General features: G+C 41.2%; 17 protein-coding genes. 11 read left to right on the top strand and 6 right to left on the bottom strand.

Annotated features, from left to right (window positions below):
* The first annotated feature begins 12 nt into the window (after positions 1-12).
* From ACY3FQ_RS10665 to ACY3FQ_RS10640, 6 genes are all read left to right on the top strand, one after another.
* Positions 13-573, top strand: a complete 561-nt coding sequence (locus tag ACY3FQ_RS10665; protein ID WP_201950811.1) for a hypothetical protein — start codon at positions 13-15, stop codon at positions 571-573.
* Between the two features lie 7 nt (positions 574-580).
* Positions 581-1,513, top strand: a complete 933-nt coding sequence (locus ACY3FQ_RS10660) for an IS5 family transposase (RefSeq protein WP_201950812.1) — start codon at positions 581-583, stop codon at positions 1,511-1,513.
* Between the two features lie 37 nt (positions 1,514-1,550).
* A complete protein-coding gene (locus tag ACY3FQ_RS10655) occupies positions 1,551-2,105 on the top strand; it encodes a GTP-binding protein (protein ID WP_201950813.1) in 555 nt (184 codons plus the stop codon).
* Positions 2,106-2,114: 9 nt separating this feature from the next.
* Positions 2,115-2,531 carry a roadblock/LC7 domain-containing protein gene (locus ACY3FQ_RS10650; RefSeq protein WP_004693977.1) on the top strand — a complete coding sequence of 139 codons (417 nt, stop codon included), beginning with the start codon at positions 2,115-2,117 and terminating at the stop codon, positions 2,529-2,531.
* Positions 2,532-2,614: 83 nt separating this feature from the next.
* Positions 2,615-3,607: a hypothetical protein gene (locus ACY3FQ_RS10645; RefSeq protein WP_227556997.1), complete on the top strand. Its 993-nt coding sequence runs from the start codon at positions 2,615-2,617 to the stop codon at positions 3,605-3,607.
* 39 nt (positions 3,608-3,646) lie between these two features.
* Positions 3,647-4,003, top strand: coding sequence for a roadblock/LC7 domain-containing protein (locus ACY3FQ_RS10640; RefSeq protein ID WP_087526884.1), 357 nt, complete (start codon positions 3,647-3,649; stop codon positions 4,001-4,003).
* A 50-nt stretch (positions 4,004-4,053) separates the two neighbouring features.
* Here ACY3FQ_RS10640 and ACY3FQ_RS10635 read toward each other — a convergent pair whose 3' ends face one another.
* From ACY3FQ_RS10635 to ACY3FQ_RS10625, 3 genes are all read right to left on the bottom strand, one after another.
* Complete coding sequence (locus tag ACY3FQ_RS10635) at positions 4,054-4,926, bottom strand: arginase family protein (RefSeq protein ID WP_201950817.1); 873 nt, start codon at positions 4,924-4,926, stop codon at positions 4,054-4,056.
* A 4-nt stretch (positions 4,927-4,930) separates the two neighbouring features.
* Positions 4,931-5,893, bottom strand: coding sequence for a hypothetical protein (locus tag ACY3FQ_RS10630; RefSeq protein ID WP_201950818.1), 963 nt, complete (start codon positions 5,891-5,893; stop codon positions 4,931-4,933).
* 174 nt (positions 5,894-6,067) lie between these two features.
* Positions 6,068-7,102 carry a helix-turn-helix domain-containing protein gene (locus ACY3FQ_RS10625; protein ID WP_201950819.1) on the bottom strand — a complete coding sequence of 345 codons (1,035 nt, stop codon included), beginning with the start codon at positions 7,100-7,102 and terminating at the stop codon, positions 6,068-6,070.
* A gap of 114 nt (positions 7,103-7,216) precedes the next feature.
* Here ACY3FQ_RS10625 and ACY3FQ_RS10620 point away from each other — a divergent pair, with 114 nt between their 5' ends.
* The 5 genes from ACY3FQ_RS10620 (at position 7,217) to epmA (ending at position 12,742) form a co-directional block, all read left to right on the top strand.
* Positions 7,217-8,434: an alkane 1-monooxygenase gene (locus tag ACY3FQ_RS10620; protein ID WP_201950820.1), complete on the top strand. Its 1,218-nt coding sequence runs from the start codon at positions 7,217-7,219 to the stop codon at positions 8,432-8,434.
* A complete protein-coding gene (locus ACY3FQ_RS10615) occupies positions 8,431-8,595 on the top strand; it encodes a rubredoxin (protein ID WP_004693963.1) in 165 nt (54 codons plus the stop codon). Before ACY3FQ_RS10620 ends, ACY3FQ_RS10615 begins: the two co-directional genes overlap by 4 nt.
* Before the next feature lie 623 nt (positions 8,596-9,218).
* On the top strand, positions 9,219-10,391 hold the full coding sequence (locus ACY3FQ_RS10610; RefSeq protein ID WP_201950822.1) for an OmpP1/FadL family transporter: 1,173 nt from the start codon (positions 9,219-9,221) through the stop codon (positions 10,389-10,391).
* A 303-nt stretch (positions 10,392-10,694) separates the two neighbouring features.
* Entirely contained in the window at positions 10,695-11,762 is a 1,068-nt protein-coding gene (locus tag ACY3FQ_RS10605; protein WP_201950824.1) for a 4-phosphoerythronate dehydrogenase, read from the top strand.
* Positions 11,759-12,742, top strand: coding sequence for an EF-P lysine aminoacylase EpmA (gene epmA / locus ACY3FQ_RS10600; protein ID WP_201950828.1), 984 nt, complete (start codon positions 11,759-11,761; stop codon positions 12,740-12,742). The genes ACY3FQ_RS10605 and epmA overlap by 4 nt, the downstream gene beginning before the upstream one ends.
* A gap of 52 nt (positions 12,743-12,794) precedes the next feature.
* On the opposite strand, the gene ACY3FQ_RS10595 is transcribed toward epmA, so the two are convergent.
* The 3 genes from ACY3FQ_RS10595 to ACY3FQ_RS10585 form a co-directional block, all read right to left on the bottom strand.
* Complete coding sequence (locus tag ACY3FQ_RS10595; protein ID WP_151835901.1) at positions 12,795-14,018, bottom strand: multifunctional CCA addition/repair protein; 1,224 nt, start codon at positions 14,016-14,018, stop codon at positions 12,795-12,797.
* 83 nt (positions 14,019-14,101) lie between these two features.
* On the bottom strand, positions 14,102-16,381 hold the full coding sequence (locus tag ACY3FQ_RS10590) for an NADP-dependent malic enzyme (protein WP_078388892.1): 2,280 nt from the start codon (positions 16,379-16,381) through the stop codon (positions 14,102-14,104).
* Positions 16,382-16,519: 138 nt separating this feature from the next.
* Positions 16,520-19,396: a bifunctional diguanylate cyclase/phosphodiesterase gene (locus tag ACY3FQ_RS10585; protein ID WP_078388893.1), complete on the bottom strand. Its 2,877-nt coding sequence runs from the start codon at positions 19,394-19,396 to the stop codon at positions 16,520-16,522.
* Positions 19,397-19,528 lie beyond the last annotated feature (132 nt).

Below are 19,528 nucleotides of genomic sequence, written 5' to 3'. Positions count from 1 at the left end.
AATAACTAACTGATGACACCATTTTCAATCGAGTTAGCAATTGAGAAAATTGTAGATAAAAATTCTAAAGAAAACTTTCTAGAAGTATACAAGTGCTATGAAGCTGGGTGCTATAGAGCTGCTGTTGGCTTACTGTGGTCTGTAGTTGTAACAGATATAGTTTCAAAATTGCAAAAGGTTGAAATCGATTTTAATGATTCCACAGCCCATAAAATTTTAGCTGAAATAAAAACTAAACAACAAAAAAGAGAAAAAGGAAGCGATTGGGAGCAGTCTATTGTTAAAGATGTATATGAACGAATGAAATTTTTTGACCAAGATACATATGAAAATCTTCTACATTTACAAAAGAAACGTCATTTATGTAGTCATCCTTTGATTCAAGAAAATGACAATAAACTTTATACCCCGACTCCTGAAGAAACAAAATCTTTTTTACGACATGCATTAGAAGATGTTTTGACAGTTCCAGCTGGCTTTTCAAGGCACGCTTTGACCGACTCTATTTTGGGGGAGATATCTAAATGGCTTTGTTGCACAAACCTATCTCTAAAGGCTTATTCCACAATATAATTCTCAAATGAATAAGCCCACACCTAAAATCTATCGTACAACCAATTGGTCTTCTTATAACAGTGCATTAATAAATCGAGGATATCTCTCAATTTGGTTTGATCCCAAGACTCAATGGTACGCTCAACCCAAAGGTAAACATGGTCGAAATCAAACTTATTCAGATACAGCCATCCAATGCTGTTTAATGATCAAATCCTTATTTCATCTTTCTTTACGCATGGTCACTGGCTTTGTGCAAAGTCTCATTCATCTTTGTAGATTAGATTGGACAGCACCAGACTATTCCACCATCTGCAGAAGACAAAAGCATATTGATATTGCAATTAACTATCAAAAAAGCAGTAATGGTCTCCAGCTCATCGTCGATTCTACTGGCTTAAAGTTTCTAGGCGAAGGTGAATGGAAGCGTAAGAAACACCAACCTGAATATCGTCGCCAATGGCGTAAACTTCATATTGGGATAGATGCTGAAACCCTTCAAATACGAGCAGTTCAGCTTACAACCAATAACGTGAGTGATTCACAAGTGCTTGGTGATTTACTCGATCAGATTCCACAAGATGAGCAGATTGACTCTGTCTATACTGATGGGGCTTATGACACCAAGCAATGCCGTCAGGTCATTGCAGATCGGCAAGCACATGCAGTGATTCCGCCAAGAAAAAATGCGAAGCCTTGGAAAGATACAAAGACCAGTTCGCTAGAGCGAAATGAATTACTACGAACAGTTAAACGTTTCGGCAGGACACTATGGAAAAAATGGGCAGGCTATCATCGCCGAAGTTTGGTCGAAACCAAGATGCATTGCATCAAATTATTAGGCGATAAACTCCGTGCGAGAAACTTTCAAAGCCAAGTCAATGAGATTCATGCACGTGTGGCCGTATTAAATAAATTTACAGATTTAGGTCGACCTCACACCCAAGTTGCCACTTAAATTTAGATAACTTGGAAGAAGTTTAGCTTTTGAATGTTTGTGCAACAAAGCCCTACAGCAGTACAAAATTGTTTTCGGGGGAACCATGGGGGCAGGAAAATCTGCTGCCATTCAAGCATTGTCTGATATTCCTGTCGTGACGACAGAAGCAGTAAACACTGATACTGCAGCGCACCATAAATTTTTGACCACTGTAGGTATTGATTACGGTGAAATTAGCCTTGATGACGGTACGCAGATCGGCTTGTACGGTACCCCAGGTCAAGATCGTTTTGATTTTATGTGGTCTATTGTCTGCAAGGGTGCAATGGGAATCGTGATCTTAATCGATCATAGCCAAGCAGATCGTTTAAAGGATTTAGAGTTTTATTTAAAAGCATTTGAGCAGTATGGATCAAATGTGGTGGTTGGCATTACGCATTTAGATCAAGAAGATCAGCATAAGCTCAAAATTTACCGTGATTGGATGCAGATCCATCAAAAACAATTTCCGCTGTTTGCCGTTGATGCGCGTGAACAAGATGATGTTTTACTGATGATTGAAACACTAATTACAACACTAGAAATGCAAGCTGAATCTGCAGTTGCATAGGTAGGATAAATGAATAGTTCACGTGAAATTCCGCAAGCACTGATTGAGTCTGCCCATATCGAGTTACAACGTTTTTTAAATACCGTTACAGGCATCGACTTTGTGATGTTGTGCTCATCGGATGGTTTTGAGCTTGCTTTGGCTTCAAAGAAAAATATCGACAATACAGGAAAAATCGCAGCAGTCAGCAGCTCCATCTTGGCTATGGTGAATGCATTTATTACAGAAATTCAATTGTTGGGCTGCCAAACCATTACTCTTGATGCGGACAATGGCAAAGTGTTTTTAACTGCTGTCCACCACCCACAGCATCCGATGGTCATGGTGGCGGTCACCCACACAGATATTTTGATGGGGCAAATGCTGTATTACTACAAAGAGTTAAGTGCACGATTAAGCAGCGCGCCGCTCAGCCTTGCATCATAAGAAATTCTATATTTTTTGATTTTTAATTATATCAATCGGCGTGATGCCGTGATTTAAAGGGTGAGGTTGTCGTGGGTTTAGGCATGAAAAACGTATTAAATATTGCAGTATTTGGTTTAAGTTTAAACTCGTTAGAGCAAATAAAAGAACAAATTTTACTGTCTTTACCTGAAAATTTGAATGTGAAATGGGTCAATCTTGCTGAGCAAAAAATCGATTTATTGCTGGTCAATGATGTGTTTTTTAATTCACCAGGCATTCAAAAGTTGCTGACCATTCAAAACATTGTGTATTTGCGTCTGGTCAAAAAGGTTGAAAATGCAGGGCACATTGTTGGAGATCAATTGTTCTATCCATTTTCAAACATAGAGCATTTGCACGATTGGTTATCTAGAAAATTACTATCACAACATGAACTTACCGCGCATGTGAAATCAACGCTTGAAGTCATTATGCCTGTTCAATCTGTTATGCCTACAGTGCTGAACCCAGTAATGACCACGGCACAGGTTTTTAGCGAAATTTTTACACCACGTAATGGTTATATTCAGTTGTTCGATGCCCATGGTTTTCTCGCTTTGGTCGATACGCGGACCGAACGTGTTTGGGTCGAGCCGAATAAAGAGATTCAGTTTAATGAGACCTTGAACCAAACGTATGCAACTGCACAGTTGGTCCAAGATACGATTAAAGATAAAGACGTTTATGATCTAAGAATTTGGCTGTGGAAAGTGGTGAATGCTTCGTCTGCGATTCAGTTACCGCAAGTCAGCTTGAATCAGAACTTTAGACTTGAAATATGGCCTCAGTTTGAAAAAAATTTACAACGTCGTGACTTTTTAAAGATGGCAACCTGTTTTTCACAAGGCGCACAAATTGATCAAGTAAAACAGTCCTTAAATTTAAGTAATGAAAGGGTATTGAATTTTGTAGCATGTGCTGTTCTACTGCAATTAGGTCAGTTTGTTGATCAAAATCAAGTGAAGTATCAGATAGATACACAACAAGCAGAAACAGGGCAAGTAAATAAATTACGCGGTTTTATTGGGAAGTTACGTAAGAAACTGGGTCTTTAAATTTTTTGGGGTAACCCTATAACTAGAGGTAAGAATAAGATGGCACGTGTTAGTTTAGATGCGTTAACAGGGATTGATGGTTTTGTTGCTGCTGCACTGGTCGACAGTGACAGTGGCTTAGCACTCGCGACTCAGGGGAGTGGTGTAGACTTAGAATTAGCAGCAGCAGGTAATACTGAAGTTGTACGTTCTAAGCGTAAAGTTGCGAAAGCATTACAATTAAACGATAACATTGAAGATATTTTGATTACTTTGGGTAAACAATATCATTTGATTCGTCCGCTTGATAGCAATGAAACATTGTTTTTATATTTGGTACTTGACCGTACCAAGTCTAACTTAGCGATGGCGCGTTATGAGTTAAAAGGCTTTGAGAAAGAGCTTGATTTTTCTTAATTAAATAGCCGAGTTATCTGTGCCAGTGTATGTCAATATGCTGGCATTTTTTATTCGGTATAGTAAGTTTTATAAGCAGTTTGAAACGTCCCCACATGAAGCTTGACCAGTTCTGGTAGTGCTTGATAGCCGCCAGCTAAAACAAACATCAAAGGCAGTTGGTGCTTTTTGGCCAAGCGAAATACAATTTCATCGCGTTTTTCAATCAGTTCTGTACTGAACCATGATGAGCCGCAAGGATCATCTTGATGGCAGTCCATTCCCGCCTGAAAGATAATTAAATCAGCGTTCCAGTCTAGGGCACGTTGAAAAGCTTGATGGATCGCTAAAATGTATTGGCTGAAGTTCCCTTGATGTTTATGCACATGATAGGTTTCTGAACGTTCGTAGGTCGGACAGCCAAAGGCCAGCCCATAAATACTATAATTAAAAAAGTTGTCAAAACGGCTGGTAAATTCTGCCGTACCATTACCGCCATGTTGATCACAGTCCAGCACGAAAATACGTTTATCTGGAAACTGTTGTGCGATTAAAGCTAGCCCGTTAAAGGTACAAAAAGACCCACCATGTTCGTAAACCGCATGATGAAAGCCTTGTGCGATATTGGCCGAAATTTGATGTTTGAATGCCAATTCTGCTGCGAGAATTTGCCCTGCATTAATCTGGTAAACCGCATCACGCAGTTGAGTATTCCAAGGCTTAAAACCTTGGAAAGTGGCTAGCTTTTCAGGGAAGCCTGTATCAAAAGCATCGACATATTTTGGATCATGCAGTTGTTTTAAAATATCTATGGAGAGCTTTTCAGGGCGATGGAACTCTACGATACCTAGGGGATCTAAAGCATCGGCCACAGCGCTCAGTTTTTCCATACTGTTGGTATGGGTCTGAGCATAATAATCTGGTGAGTAGCAAACCTGTAGCATGCGTTTAGTTCCGTATTTGCACGGTCGCGACATCAACCAATTGTTGTAGGCGTGTGGTTCCCGGACTAAATAAACCATTTTCAACTTGCTGCTGATAATGCGTTGTAAAAGCACGTGCACGATTTTCAGGAGAAATGGCTAAGGTCGTGAGTCTTAAAAACCAAAAGCCGTTGATCTCAGAATAGGGGATCACATAGCCTTTATATTGCTGGTTTTGAGTTTTGTTTTGAATGGCTGTGCGATCGTAGTTGACTGAGAACAATGAACCCGCAGGCAAACATACCCCATTCATCAGGATCGGTTTGAGGCTAATACAGGAATGATCATCTCCCATATTGAGTTTTTCTAACAATAAGGGCTGCTGTTGTTCATCCACAAAAATATTGAGTTCGCCCTGTCTTAAGACGCGGCCATGGGCAATTTTAAGAAAGAAGTTTTCAGCCATGGGGCAAGAACCGACTTTCGGTTTTTCAGCCAAGGCTTCGAGCTCAACCAAACCTGTTTTCGCTGTGCTTTGCGGGAGAATAATATCGGCAATGAGTTGGCACAGAATCTGAGTTTCTTCCAGTTGCGCTTGTGTGCTGATACTGCGTAATTGTAGTTGTAACTGCCGTTGACGTTGCACTTGCTGAGCAAATTCAGAGCTTTTTTCGGTTGCGAGCAGTGGTTGAATTTGCTCATTCAAATCTAAATTATGCCAATCAGAAATCATGTACTGCGATTGCTCAAGCAATACTTTTAAGGTCTTGGTTTCGTATTGGTCAAACAGTTTTAAGTCGGCAAAATCTTGGCTGAGTCTGGGGCTGTTAATATAGTCCGCTAAAACACGTGTCGCCTGCGTATAGCCGCAACCGCGACGTTCTGTTTGGTGGGAGAAATGCTCATTTAACATTTCGGTGAGTTTGCTTGAAAGCGGGTGAACGTGTTGTTTAAAAAGTTGAATAATTTCGTGATCAGTTTCGCGCATCCTTGCCCCAAAAAAATAAATTTAAAATCTGTTTTATTATACAGTTATATATCAAATTACTATTGATATTGAAATAAAAACCAGCAGGGACTACGACATTTATTTTGGCAGGATAATCATTGTTTTATTTGGTATGAACTCTTATTAAAGTGTCTTTTATTGAAACTACAAAGGTCAGCTTATCTTCGGTGTGGAATTCAGCCGATACATCTGTGGTGTGGTGCCTAATTCAGCTTTAAATGTCCTACAAAAATTCGCTGTCGTGGAGTAGCCCAGCTCAAAACTAATTTCGGTGATGCTTTTGTTGGTGTGCATCAGCAGATGCTCAGCACGGCTTAAAATGACCTGCTTACGAATGGTATTAAAATTGGCATCCTGCTTTTTTAAGTAGCGCTGCAGGGTTTTACTTGAGATATTCAACATTTGTGCACAGTCTTCAAAACTTGGCGGAGGAGATGCTTCGCGGAGCATCATGCTGATCCAGTCAATAATCTCTCCATCTAAACTGATTTGTTTCAGTTGTTCGCGGCACTGTTGTTCCAAAATGTTCAATGAAAATGCATCTGCTTTGGGGAGTTTAGTGTCTAAATTATCCGCTTGAATAAAGATTTTAATGCTAGGACGAATGAGTGTACCAAAGTGAAATTGAGCGGGCTTGAGTTGCTGTAAAGCTTGTACATAAGTCGGTTGAAACACGGATAAATGAATGTCATAGGGTTTAACTTGGTGATTGAGCAATTCAGCAAAACTGCTGCAAAAACCCACTGCAATGGCTTCTAAATGAAAATTCAATGTGAGCGTGCTCATGGCTTGCAGCGGGTGAATGTCCAAAACCACGACGTTTGTTAACTCAGTCACTTTTAGTCGAAAGTTCGGCATGATTAAGCTGAAATATTGCGACATCACGCCTAAGGCTTGCATAACATTTTCACAGCTGAGTAAGGCATAACCCACTAAATGATGGGCGCTCAATTTTAAGGAGCGACCGAGCTCAAAGGCCAAATCACGGTTTTCTGGAAATTTAAGTAAATAGCTGACTAAGGTTTCAATTTGTGCCAGAGAAAGCTTGGCATCCTCCTGTTGTACATAGCTGCTCAAATCCGTTCCTAACAGTTGAAAAAGTTCAGTCAAATCCATCTCGCGTTCCAGCAATAAAGGCAGCAAACGCAAATAATATCGGGCTGGAATAGATGGAATGTGAGGATTCATATTTTTAAAGTGATGTCTTGTTTTGAATATATAGTGTCCGAAAATGAATAATGATCACAACTGATTTTACCAATAATGAGCAAGCGTTCTATCTAAAATAAAAAGGAGTTCCGCATGAATGCACTGACCTTGCTTGAGCAGCAGCACAGTGAACATCAGTTTAAGGATAAAAAACGGCATTTATGGTTATTTGGTTTGGCGTACCCGTGTATTGCTATGGGTGCTTTGGCAGGCTATCAGTTTGGCCCCAAAAAATTACGTTCGGTGTTTGCCTCGACAGGCCCGATTTTTATGCACGTGGTCATGCCAGCTTTGGACAAATTGATTGGTGAGGACAGCGAAAACCCACCTGATGCCGCAATTGCAGCCTTAGAGGCCGATCCCTACTATGCCCGTATTTTGAAGTTGTTTATTCCACTACAATACACTGCCAACTTATATGCTTTATACCTCGCCAGTCGTGATAGCACTCCAACGCATGATCGTGTGCTTATTGGTACGTTATTGGGTGTATTGAATGGTGTCGCGATTAATACTGCACATGAGCTGAGTCATAAACCGAATAAATTAGAACAAATGTTGTCGCATTTGGCATTGGCACCGACGGCTTATAATCATTTTCGAATTGAGCATCCTTATGGGCACCATCACCGTGTGGCGACACCTGAGGACCCAGCTTCTTCGCAAATGGGCGAGTCTTTTTGGCAGTTTTGGCCGAGAACGGTTGTGGGCAGTTTTAAGTCGGCAGTTGAAATTGAAACTCGACGTTTAGAGCGCCAAGGTCTTGGTTTTTGGTCACTCAAGAATGAGTTGTTGCAAGGTTGGGCGATGTCAGGGCTTTATCATGCGGCGATGCTGAAATGTTTTGGGAAAAATATTGCGGTCACCCAAGCCACTCAAGCTTTGTACGGTATTACGTTATTTGAAGTCGTAAATTATATTGAGCACTATGGCCTAAAGCGGGAGCAGCTTGAAAATGGCCAATATGCACGCACCCAGCCAGAACATAGTTGGAACAATAACAACTTGGTGACTAATCTATTCTTGTATCAGTTGCAGCGTCACTCTGACCATCACGCTTACCCAACGCGGAGTTTTCAAACCCTAAGAAACTATGACGACGTACCGCAGCTTCCAGCAGGTTATGGAGCCATGATTTTACCGGCACTGATTCCGAAGTGGTGGTTTAAATTGATGGATCAACGGGTGGTGGAGCATTATGCCGGTGATTTCAGCAAAATGAATATTTACCCTAAAGCCAAACAGAAAATTCAGCAGAAGTTTGCGGGATTGTTCGCTCAGTCATCCTCTATACATGAGGACTTAACATGAAATGCTATCAATGTTTGGTTTGTGGATGGATTTATGATGAGCAACTCGGATGGCCACAAGAGGGAATTGCCGCGGGTACGCCATGGCGAGATGTCCCCGAGAACTGGAGCTGTCCTGACTGTGGGATATCTAAAGCTGACTTCGATATGGTCGAGATTTAAACAATAGATTTGAATGCATTCTGTATAAGGTGCTGCTACGGACTGTGGCCGCACCTAAAACCTTTCTATTTGATAATTTATTTTGCTAAACCATTCTAGAACCATTCTTTCGCATGGTTGCTCTGCGCTTTAAGACTGCTAATCTTCTGAAGCAGATTGAATGCTCCGTCTCAGAGTGAAAATCGTAAGTCATGTTTTAAAGAAACCCACTATTAAGGACGATTGTGGGTTTCTTTAAAATCTAAAGCATATTTAAAAAAGATCGATGCGAAATCGAATGATAGTAACGAGATAAAACGTTCGAAAATAACAGAGATAGAAAAGTCTTGTAGTGGATTACAAGAGAACAAAGCTTAAAAGGATGTATAGCTATGATGAATCAGAAGAACAGAACCGCTGTTATCAATTTTCAAATCCAATTAACACTGAAATGTGTATATCCAAGCATACGTTATTTATCCCTCACAAATACGCCATAAAAGTCGTCGAGTTTTATACGCCTTAATACATATTTGAGGCCAACAAAAAGGATTAAGTCATCCAAGATTTAATCAAATATGGTGAGTGCTTTTCATAGGAATGGTCGGCATTTGCTGTTTTAAAACGCAACTAAAGAAATAGAAATGAAATTGAATCAGAAGTATCTCATTGGGGCGATACTGTCCGTATGTGCAGGCCAAACCTATGCTACGGGTCTTGAGCGTTCTCCACAACAAATTGATGCTTTGTTTGAATCTGGCACCTATGCAGAAGTGGGCTACACGCATATTTCACCAGACGTGACTGGTAAAGATGCCAGTGGTAATAATATCTCTGATATGGCTGAAGACTTTCAATCACTTAATTATGCAGTAAAAACGGACATCAATCCGAAGTTACGCCTTGCGGTGATTTATGATGAACCTTTTGGTGCCAAAGTAAAGTTTGAGGGTGATAATAATTTCATTGCAACAAACCATCCAGCAGCAGATGCCAATACGCGTGTAGATGTTAAATCGAAAAACATCACAGCACTTTTAGGCTATAACCTAAATAAAAATGTCATGATTTATGCTGGCCCAGCACTTCAACAGCTTCAAGCCGATGTTCATTTACGTGGTTTAACTTATGGACCAAATAGTGGTTATAACAACCATTTTGATGATATAGCTGTCGGTTGGGTTGCAGGTCTAAGCTATGCTAAACCTGAAATGGGGATTTTGGCCTCATTAACCTATCGCTCGGAAGTTGAGCATAAAGCAACGATTAAAGAAGATGTTCCTTTGGCAGATATTGTATTTGCAGGAGATTATTCACACAGTAACTCGGGCACGATCACGACTCCTGAGTCTATCAACTTAAACCTGCAAACAGGTCTGAATGCGACCACAGCAGTTTATGCAAAAGTCCGTTATGTGCCGTGGGGGGACTTTGCCTACTATCCTCCAGTATTAAAAGCATCTACTACAGCTGCATTGGGCAAAGGTTTGCCTTTAGTTGACTATTCAGAAGATCAAACCTCAGTTGAACTGGGTGTTGGTAAACGTTTGACACCAAAGCTCGCGATTTCTGTATCAGGTTTATGGGACTCTGGTGCAGGCGACCCTGCTCCAACTTTAGGCCCAGTAAATGGCTATTGGGGCGCTGGCTTGGCAGCGAAATATAATATCAACCAAAAGTTGGCGTTCAGCGTAGGTGGTCGCTATATGTGGTTTGGTGATGCGGAAGGTGAAACTTCGGATCGTCGTATTGTTGGCGAGTTTGAGGACAATACAGGCTATATCGTGGGGATGAAACTCTCTTATAAATCTAAATAATTATCTCGCTTATTACTTGCTTGAGGTTTTGCCTTCTCTCTGAAATGTTGGGAGAAGGTTTTTTTATAACAGTATTAAATTATTTGTCTAGTTGTTTGTACTATCATAGCGTTTACGGAGTTGACTTTATATTTTTCAGTATTTTGAACGAAGTAAATCTATATTAAACAATTCTTTAAAGTATTCGGTTTTTTACCATGAAGATGAAACATCGTGACTGTTTATTCAGATGTATTGCAGAGCAACATAGTGTTGAGCTTGTGCAACGGTTATCATAGAGTCAACAAAGCGTTGGAAGACATTATGAAAATCGTGGCAGATGAAAATCTCGCATTTACCGATTATTTTTTTGCCGAATTTGGTGAAATTGAGCACAAAGCAGGGCGTACTTTAACACATGCCGATGTTGTAGATGCCAAAGCACTGTTGGTGCGTTCCGTAACTCAAGTCAATCCAGCATTAATCAATAACACCACACTTCAATATGTGGGTAGTGCAACCATTGGTACAGACCATTTAGATATTGAAGCCATTGAGAAACAGAATATTCAATGGGCGAATGCCGCAGGTTGTAATGCGCAGGCGGTGGCTGAATATGTAATTACGGCTTTACTCCATCTCAATCCAGTATTGCTGAACGCTAAAGAAAGTTTTACTTTGGGCATTATTGGTCTAGGAAATGTCGGTTCTCGCTTAGCTTATATGGTCAAACTATTGGGCTGGAATGTGATCGGTCATGATCCTTTTGTACAGCAAGATGCGATTCAGCAGGTCGATTTAAATGCCTTATTAAGTACTGCTGATGCGATTTCATTGCATGTGCCCTTAACCAAAACAGGATCACATCCAACCTACCATTTGTTCAACGCCGAAGCTTTCGCTGCGATGAAAACGACAGCAATATTGATTAATTCTGCGCGTGGGCCTGTAATTGAAGAGCAGGCTTTATTGGCCGACATCGAAAAAACACAGCGTAAAGTGGTACTAGATGTCTTTGAGCATGAGCCTGTGATTTCTGAACAAGTGTTGAATGCTGTGAGTCTGGTGACGCCACATATCGCAGGTTATAGCTTAGAAGGCAAAGCGCGTGGTACACAAATGATCTATGAGGCTTTCTGTAAAACCTTTCAGTTTGAAGCACATAAAAGTTTCGAGTCGCAGTTGCCTGTATGTGCTCAATATTTTGAAGGCCAAGATTTGAAATCTGTACTTCAACAGCATTTAAGGGAAATCTACCCGATTGCACGAGATGACCAAGCCTTACGTGCTTGCTTAAAAGAAGGGATGATTGACCAAAAAGCCTTTGATCATTTAAGAAAGACTTATCCATTACGTCGTGAATGGGCTGCACAAGGAGGGCCGAAGGCATGAGTCAGGACGTGATCCATTATCAGCCAACCTGTGACTTAAAAGCCATGCGAGCGCGTGCGCAAATGTACAGCCAAATTCGTCAGTTTTTTGCTGAACGTGAAGTGCTTGAGGTTGAAACCCCGATTTTATCTCAAGCTGGTGTGACCGATGTGCATTTGGCTTCGGTTCAAGCACAGCGCCATCTACAAGGCAAACAACAAACGCATTATTTGCAGACCTCACCTGAGTTTGCCATGAAGCGCTTATTGGCCAGTGGTAGTGGGCCGATTTATCAAATCTGTAAAGTTTTCCGTGATGATGAACATGGTCGTAAACACAATAGTGAATTTACCATGCTGGAATGGTATAGACCGAATTTCAGTTTGAAGGATTTGATGTTTGAAGTGACAGACTTATTGAATGTCACATTAAAGCAGCGTTTTGGTGAGGTTCGCCCTACCATTTTGAGCTATAAGCATGCGTTTATGGATCGTTTGGATTTGAACCCACTGCAAGCCAGTTTGAAGGAGTTAAAAGACTGCTGTAATCGCGTGGGTTTAAATTTGGACTTGGGTGATGACCGACTTGGCTATATCGATTTGCTCTTTTCACATTTTGTAGAGCCAAGCCTAGGTTTTGATACGCCCGTATTTCTAACCGATTTTCCACCAGAGCTGGCCTCGCTTGCCAAAACTAAAACGGATGAAGATGGTGAATTAGTTGCAGCACGTTTTGAGCTGTATATTGAAGGTTTGGAACTCGCCAACGCATATGATGAGTTGATCGACGCGGAGGTGTTACGTTCACGTTTTGAAGCCGATAATGCTGAACGTGAAAAGTTAGGCTTACATGCGATGCCGATCGATGAGTTTTTATTGGCTGCTTTGCCTCAAATGACCGCATGTGCAGGTATTGCTTTAGGTGTGGATCGTTTGTTAATGATTGCAACTGAACAGATGCAGTTGGAAAAAGTAATTACCTTTCCTGCATCCATTTCTTAAGTGAAATTAAATAAAGCGCCGATTGTGGCGCTTTATTTGAGTCGATCAAGGTTTAACTGTATTGAGCCTTTAACTCTCCAATCGCGTGTATTCGACGTTCAATCAGCATTTCACCAATATCAGGGCCTTTGATATCCGCAGGCAGGTCTTGTGCTTTGATATTTCGCACCACATCCATCACCTTTAAAATATATGCAGACTGTGGGTATTCACGATCTTCAAGCCCTAAACGACCACGTGAGTCACATTCACAAGCTTGTACAAAGGCTTCAACCCGTTCTGGACGACGTAGTACATCTAAGCGTTGCAGTAAGCGCCACAAAGTGCCTGGTTTTAAGGTCAGGGCTTGATGACATTTCAAATGTTCTTTACAGACCGTAATTGCGAGCTGCTTCATCTGCGTTGGAACTTTTAGGCGCTCACACACTTCTGTCACAGGCTTGACCCCACGTTCTTCATGCATGATATGACGCGGTAGCTCGTCCACAGGTGTCAAAGCTTTGCCTAAGTCATGTACTAAAACAGCAAAACGAACATCCAGTGCGTAGTTGGCACGACACGCTTGTTGTAAGGACATCATGGTATGAATACCACAGTCAATTTCAGGGTGATATTCAGGGCGCTGTGGAATACCGTAAAGGGCCTCGATTTCTGGAAAAAGCACTTTTAAAGCACCACAGCGACGTAGCACTTCGAAGTATTCATCGGCATGATCTTCCATCAGAGCACGAGAGGTTTCTTTCCAAACGCGTTCAGGAGTCAGTGCCTCCAGTTCACCCGAGTCTGCGAGTTGTTGCATCAGTGCCAACGTTTCTTCGGCCACCGTAAATCCTAGGGTTTTATAACGTGCAGCAAATCGTGCAACACGGAGGACGCGTAGTGGGTCTTCTACAAAAGCATCAGAAACATGCCTTAAAACACGGAGCTCTAAATCGCGTTGGCCGCCATAGGGGTCATACAGTGTACCTTCCGCATCCATGGCGATGGCATTGATGGTAAGGTCGCGTCGAATTAAATCTTGTTCTAAGGTAACGGTACTGTCGGTATAAAACTCAAAGCCATGATAACCCTGTCCCGACTTACGTTCGGTGCGGGCAAGTGCATATTCATCTTTGGTTTCAGGATGTAAAAAAACAGGAAAATCTTTACCTACAGGTTGGAAACCCTGGGCAAGCAGTTGTTCAGGCGTTGCACCGACAACTACATAATCTTTTTCGTGATAGGGGTGACCCAGAAGCTGATCTCGGACCGCACCGCCTACTAAATAAACTTGCATGAAAAAACCTCTATTCTTGCAGCCATCATGCTACAGAATAGAGGTTTTCTCAAGTCACAAGATACGAGTATAACGACAAACAATTATTCGCCGTTTTTCTCCGCTTCTTGAATTTCCGCTACAGTCAGCGCAGTCATATTCACTAAACGACGTGTTGTTGCTGTCGGTGTAAGAATATGAACTGGTTTCGCTGCGCCAAGTAGGATAGGGCCAATGGTAACATTATTACCTGAAGTTGATTTCAACAGGTTAAATGAAATGTTGGCTGCATCCAAGTTTGGCATGATCAATAGGTTCGCAGAACCTTTGAAGCGCGAGTTTGAGTATGCAAAGTTACGGATGTTTTCATCCAATGCCGCGTCCGCATGCATTTCACCTTCAACTTCAAGTTCTGGCGCGATTTGCGTCAAAATCTCAAACACTTTACGCATTTTTTGCGCACTTGGATCAGTTTGATCTGAACCGAAGCTTGAGTGAGAAAGTAGAGCAACACGTGGTGTCATACCAAAACGACGTACTTCTTCAGCAGCTAAAATTGTCATTTCAGCCAACTGTTCAGCTGTTGGGTTGGTGTTGACATAAGTGTCAGCAATGAACAGGTTACGGTCTTCAAGCATTAAAGCATTCAATGTAAAGAAAGAGTTGTGACCTTCTTTTTTACCAATGATGTTTTTAACGAAGTCTAAGTGAATGTCGTAGCTTGAATACGTACCACATAGCATACCGTCTGCTTTACCATGTTTCACCAACATTGATGCGATCAAGGTTGAACGACGACGTGCTTCACGTTGTGCATATTCAGGTGTTACACCTTTACGCTGCATAAGTGTGTAGTAGTCATCTGCAAACAATTCGTAGTCAGGGTTTTTTTCTTGATCGACAATAGTGATGTTCACACCATGTTCAAGACGTAAGCCTAACTTTTTAATGTTCGCTTCAATAACCGCAGTACGACCAACTAAGATTGGTTTTGCAAGATCTTCATCGACCGCAATTTGTACTGCACGAAGTACACGTAGGTCTTCACCTTCAGCATAAGCAATACGTTTCGGATCAGATTTTGCTTGAGCAAAAATAGGTTTCATCATCAGTGCTGAGTTATAAACAAACTCAGAAAGACGTTGACGGTATGCAGAGAAGTCTTGAATTGGACGACTTGCAACACCTGAATCCATGGCCGCTTGTGCAACAGCAGGTGCAATTTCTAAAATCAGACGCTGATCAAGTGGGCGTGGAATTAAGTAATCGCGACCAAAAGATGCAGATTTTTCACCATAAGATGCCGCATCTGCTTCAATGTGTGCCATACGCGCAATCGCATATACGCACGCAATTTTCATCTCTTCATTGATGGTGGTTGCGCCTACATCAAGAGCACCACGGAAAATGTAAGGGAAACAAAGTGCGTTGTTCACTTGGTTTGGATAATCTGAACGACCTGTTGCCATGATCACGTCATCACGAACTTCGTGTGCATGTTCAGGCAGAATTTCAGGATCTGGGTTGGCAAGTGCGAAGATAATCGGATCTTTCGCCATTACTTTAACCATTTCTTTGGTTAAGATACCCGCAGCAGATAAGCCGAGGAACATATCTGCGCCTGCAATCACGTCAGCCAGTTGAGTGCCTTCAACATCTTGTACATAACGTTTTTTAGAGTCGTCTAGACCTTCACGTTTTGTTGTAAGTAGACCTCGTGAGTCTGCAACAATAATATTTTCTTTTTTTGCACCAATGGCACAAAGTAAATCTAGGCAAGACAGAGCCGCAGCACCTGCGCCTGAAGCGACGATTTTAATTTCGTCAATTTTTTTGCCATTCAATTGCAAAGCATTCAGTAAAGCAGATCCAACGATAATGGATGTACCATGCTGATCATCGTGGAACACAGGGATATTCATACGTTCACGAAGTTTTTGTTCAATATAGAAGCATTCTGGTGCCTTGATGTCTTCAAGGTTGATACCACCAAAAGTCGGTTCTAATGCAGCAATAATATCGACAATTTTGTCAGGATCATTTTCTGCAATTTCGATGTCAAATACATCAACACCTGCGAATTTTTTAAATAAAACGCCTTTACCTTCCATGACAGGTTTAGACGCAAGTGGACCAATATTACCTAGACCCAAAACGGCAGTACCATTTGTGATTACAGCAACAAGGTTCCCACGTGCAGTATAAAGCGCTGCTTTTGAAGGATCTTTTTCAATTTCAAGACATGGTGCTGCGACACCAGGTGAATACGCCAAGGCTAAATCGTGTTGGTTGACCAGCTGCTTGCTAGGTGTAACGCTGATTTTCCCTGGGGTTGGGAATTCGTGATAATACAAAGCTTGCTGTTTTAATGATTGATCGTCCATCTGAATCTCTTTGTAGCGTGGGTTAGCCAGCGGAGCTGGTAGTTTTTAGTAGACAAGACCGAATATACCATTAGTTGCTGGTATATCCCAGTGATAGCTGGTGCTTTTTAAGCAAACTTAGAGCTAAAACAGTCTGATTTATATTGAGTATGTATACGAGGGTGTGTCGAGATGATCTCTTAAATATTGGGTAGCATCGAGCTGCGGAAGAGGTTTGGAAAATAAATAACCTTGCGCGATATCACATTCTAAGTTTTGTAGGTAACTCAGTTGTTGTTCGGTCTCAATTCCTTCCGCCACCACGGTCATACCCATGGCTTTCCCCATGGCAATCATGGCGCTCACAATGGCTTCTTGTTTGCAGTGTCCAATTTTTGAAATGAAGCTTCGATCAATTTTTAAAGTATCGATAGGGAAGTCAGTTAGGTAAGACAGTGATGAATAACCTGTACCAAAGTCATCTAAAGAAATATGAATGCCACGCAATTTGATGGTTTCGAGGAGGTTTTTCACTGCTTCCGAATTTTCAACCAAAGTGGATTCTGTAATTTCTAATTCGAGGCTACTACCACTGATTTTATATCGATCAAGGGCTTCATCTAAGTCCTTTAAAAGCTGTCCACGTTGTAATTGTTGGGCAACCACATTGACCGAAACACAGATATTATCAAAACCCAATTTATTCCATTCTTTGATTTGCTTAGCGGTTTGTAAAATTACAATGCGGCCAATATCTGAAATCAAGCTGGTTTTTTCTGCCATCGGAATGAAGAGACCCGGCGGCACGATGCCTTTGGTTGGGTGATTCCAGCGTACCAACGCCTCAAAACCATAAATTTTCTGATCGTGAAAGTTGATTTTGGGTTGGTAATAAACCACCAACTCATTGTTTTGTATCGCTAGCCTTAAATCACGCTCTAAATAAATTACTTCTTCTAATGCAACGGTATTGCTCAGGCTGTAGAACTTGGTCGCATTTCCACCTAAACGTTTTGCTTCACTCAGTGCTTGTTCTGCACAGTTGTTTAAGTAGTCCAGTTGACGACCATGTTCAGGGTACTGCGAAATCCCCATTGAAAGCGTAATAATATGTTCTTGACCAAAAATATCAAAAGGTAGGCTAAAGGCTTTGTTAATTCGATCGATATGTTCCTGAACTGAGGGGCGAATATGAGAGACCTCATATACAATTGCAAAATCGTCACCATTTAAGTGAGCCACCATCAAGGCTTCAGCATTGGTTAAACGAAGGCGCTGAGCAACTTGGCGCAGAAGTTCATCGCCGCCATTATTGCTTAAGAATTCATTCAATGGGCGGAAACGGTCAATGTTGAGCCGAATAATTGCCAGTTGTTTAATGCTGTCTTGTTGAGAAACCAAATACTGATGAAGCTGATAGTTATAGTAAAAACGATTGGGTAAGTCGGTCAGCGTATCGTAGTTTTCTAAATAAGACAGACGCTGTTCTTGCAGTTTGCGCTCGGTTAAATCGGATACGATACCAATATAATGCGTGACACGATCTCGCTCATCGGTAATGGCATTCAGATGCATCCAAATACACAGCTCTTTGCCTGATAGGAACTTTTCATTCAGTTCACCGTCGTATTCGCCTTTTTTTAGGAGCTGTCCAATGATTTGGTTATGTGTGCTGCGTTGATGCGACTTATAGTTTGCAACAATATCAAACAGATGCTTGCCATTAATTTGTGCAGCTTCAAAGCCAGCCAAACGTTCAAAGAACGGATTTACGTCGATATAACGCAGGTCTTCATCTAAGATGAAAATCCCTTGTTCAGCTTGTTCAAGTACGCTTGCTGCTAGTCGCAGACGTTCTTGGTTGCTTTTTTCATGTTGAATATCTCGTCGAATACCCACCATTTGTAACGGTTTTTGATTGATTGGATCGCGAGCAATGACACGCCCAGTGTCATGTACCCAGTACCATTTCCCATTGTTATGTTGCACACGATAAGTGGCTTCATAACGATCTGAATGACCCCGCAAATGACTTTTCATTGCAGATTTAAACGGGGCAATATCATTTGGATGAATCAGATACTGAAGCTGAAGTTGATGCTCTGTGGAATTTTTAAGTACTTTTTCTTGTTTGTGATTGGTCAGGGAAATGAGCCGATCTTTAATATTCCAATCCCAAGGACGAATACCTGAAATTTCATGGGCAAGCGATAGGTTTTCTTGCTTATTTTTTAAGTCTTTATTGATTTGATTTACGTCAAAGGTTCGTTCACGTACTTTTTGCTCAAGTAATTGATTATTCAGTTGTAACTGTTGTTCAATTTCTTTGGATTTATTCATTTCGTTTTGTAGCTGTTTGCATAAATCATCGGTCCAAGCGACTTGTTTTTCAGCTTCTTTTTTCAACTCTCGATTTTTAATTGAGAGACGGGATAAGTGCTGATTAATACGGTTGGTGGCATTGGCACAGAGCAAAATCACAATCAGAATAAAGTTCACAGCAAGGTGAAAAAGAGTATGATTGGCATCGAAGTTGATAAATTGCGAGAGGACATAAGGGGTGATAGACGGAATAAAAACCAAACAAAAATAACTGATGCGTTGCGTTAAATAGGTGAGGCAAACGGTCTGTGTGACAATCACTAAAAGTGCAGATAAGAGTAGGGCATTTGTATAGTTAAAATTGCCAGATAGGCTGGGTAAGTAGTAGTAGATACATACGACGCCTGCTGCAACCAAAAGACCAATACTTAAACAGATGCCTTGAATCCAGCGGTGTGCATGTTTGGCAGAGTGATTTTTCGGGTTGAAATACACGGTGTTCACGAGCCAAAAAATACTGAGAATAAACTCGGAAATAAAAAACCACAGGTTAAAATAAAAAGAATCTTGAGAAAAATTATAGTGATATGCACAGAAAATATAAAAATTAAGAATCAGTAAGCTACTGATGAGGAAACGAAGATGGCTAATGGAATGCGATATTTGCGCAGTCTGCAAGTGCCGATCAAGATTTTCTGTAGAAATATCTGGCATGAATCGCGAAACCTTATTTTTTTTATGACCCAATGGCGTTGTGTTGTGTCTTTTTTCAAATTTAAATGCATTGTGTAAAACACAATCAATTTATATTTTGATATAAGTCAAGGGTAATATTGTTGTACATCA

This window comes from Acinetobacter sp. AB03, from assembly GCF_058107045.1.
Note: the sequence above shows the minus strand (reverse complement) of the source record. Positions and strands in the feature narration are given on the sequence as shown.